Source organism: Nonomuraea sp. NPDC049784, from assembly GCF_040659615.1.
GTDB lineage: Bacteria > Actinomycetota > Actinomycetes > Streptosporangiales > Streptosporangiaceae > Nonomuraea.
In genome coordinates this window covers 1-2,083 of record NZ_JBFAMX010001061.1, presented here as the reverse complement: position 1 = coordinate 2,083, position 2,083 = coordinate 1, and the positions used below count along the sequence as shown (strand labels likewise).

Sequence of the window (2,083 nt, the reverse complement as noted above, 5' to 3'; positions counted from 1 at the left end):
GTATCGAGCCGGGCGAGATCGAAGCCGCGCTGCGCGCCCACCCGGAGGTCTCCGCCGCGGTCGTCGTGGCCCGCGAGGACGACGGCGACCGGCGCCTGGTGGCGTACGTGGTGCCGACGGACCTGGGCGTGGGCGTCCCGCCCGCCGGGGAGCTGCGGCAGTTCCTCGCCCGCAGTCTGCCCTCCTACTTCATCCCCGCCGCCTTCGTCGAGCTGGCCGGGCTGCCGCTGAACGCCAACGGCAAGGTGGACCGGGCCGTATTGCCGGCCCCCGACACCAGCAGGCCCGAGCTCCAGGAACGGTTCGTCGCGCCGGCCTCGGCCACCGAGGAAGTGCTCGCGTCCATCTGGGCCGAGGTGCTCCACCTGAACGGTATCGGCGTCACCGACGACTTCTTCCAGCTCGGCGGGCACTCGCTGCTGGCCACCCAGGTGATCTCTCGGGTGCGCTCGACGTTCGGCGTGGAGCTGCCACTGTCGACGCTGTTCGACCACTCCACCGTGCGCGGGCTCGCGGCGGTCGTGGACGCGGCCGCCCCCGCCGAGCAGGCGCCGCCCATCGTGGCGGCAGGACGCCGCGACAGCCCGCTGCCGCTGTCGTTCGCGCAGCAGCGGCTCTGGTTCCTCGACCAGCTCGAGCCGGGCTCCCCGGAGTACAACGTGCCGATCGCGCTGCGGCTGACCGGTCCTCTGGACGTGCCGGCGCTGAGCGCGGCGCTGGACGCGATCGTGGAGCGGCACGAGGTGCTGCGCACCCGCCTGGTCGCCGTCGACGGCGTCGGCATGCAGATCGTGGACCCGCCGTCGGGCTTCGGGCTGGACGTGCTAGACCTCGGCGGGGAGTCCGACGCCGTGGCCCGCGCCGAGGCGCTCGTGGCGGCCGACGCCAGGGCGCCGTTCAACCTGGCCGCCGGACCTCTGTTCCGCGGCAGGCTGATCAGGATCGGGCCCGACGACCACCTGCTCGGCATGGTGACCCATCACGTGATCTCCGACGAGTGGTCCACCGGGGTTCTGCGCCGCGAGCTCACCGTCCTCTACGACGCCTTCCGTACCGGGCAGCCGTCGCCGCTGGCCCCGCTGACGGTGCAGTACGCCGACTTCGCCGTCTGGCAGCGTGAGTGGCTCCAGGGCGAGGTGCTGGAAGGGCAGCTCGCGTACTGGCTCGACCGGTTGGGCGGAGCTCCGGCCCTGGAGCTGCCCACTGATCGGCCGCGCCCCGCCGTACGGACGTCGGGCGGCGGGCTCGTCGAGTTCGAGCTGCCCGACGCCGTGACCGCTGGGATGCGGGCGCTCAGCCGCGAGGCCGGGGCCACCATGTTCATGACGCTGCTGGCCGCGTTCGGCGTCCTGCTGGGCCGGTACGCCGACCAGGACGACGTCGTCGTCGGCACCCCGATCGCCAACCGGACCAGGGCCGAGACCGAGGACCTCATCGGGTTCTTCGTCAACACGCTCGTGCTGCGCACCGACCTGTCCGGCGACCCCACGTTCGCCGAAGTCGTCACCAGGGTCCGCGACGGGGCCCTCGCCGCCTACGCCCACCAGGACGTGCCGTTCGAGCAGCTCGTCGACGTCCTCGCCCCTGAACGCGACCGCTCCCGCCACCCAGTCTTCCAGGTCATGTTCGGCGTGGACCGGGTCGACGAGACGCCGCTGACGCTGGGCGGGGTGGCCACCGAACCGGCGCCTGTCGGGTCGGCCGTCGCCAGGTTCGACCTGACGCTGTCGCTCGGCGACGGCCCCCAGGGCATCGGAGGCCACCTGGAGTACAGCACCGACCTGTTCGACCGGAGCACCGCCGAGCGGATGACCGGCCACCTGCTGGCCGTGCTCGAAGCGGTGGCCGCGCGGCCGGACCTGCGGCTGTCGGAGCTGCCGGTGATGAGCAGGACCGAGCACGAGCGCACGGTCGTCGCGTGGAACGACACCGCGGTGCCCGTCGCCTCCGCCGGCGGCGTGCACGAGCTGGTGGGCCGTCAGGCCGCCACGTCAGGCGAGGCCGTGGCCGTGGTCTTCGGCGACAGCTCGCTGACCTACGCCGAGCTGGAGCGCCGGGCCAACCGGCTGGCCCACCACCTGAG

Annotated in this window: 1 protein-coding gene; it reads left to right on the top strand. The window is 73.1% G+C overall.

The window, feature by feature from the left end:
- The coding region (locus AB0J09_RS63205) for a condensation domain-containing protein (protein ID WP_360713925.1) at window positions 1-2,083 on the top strand (2,083 nt) is incomplete at both ends.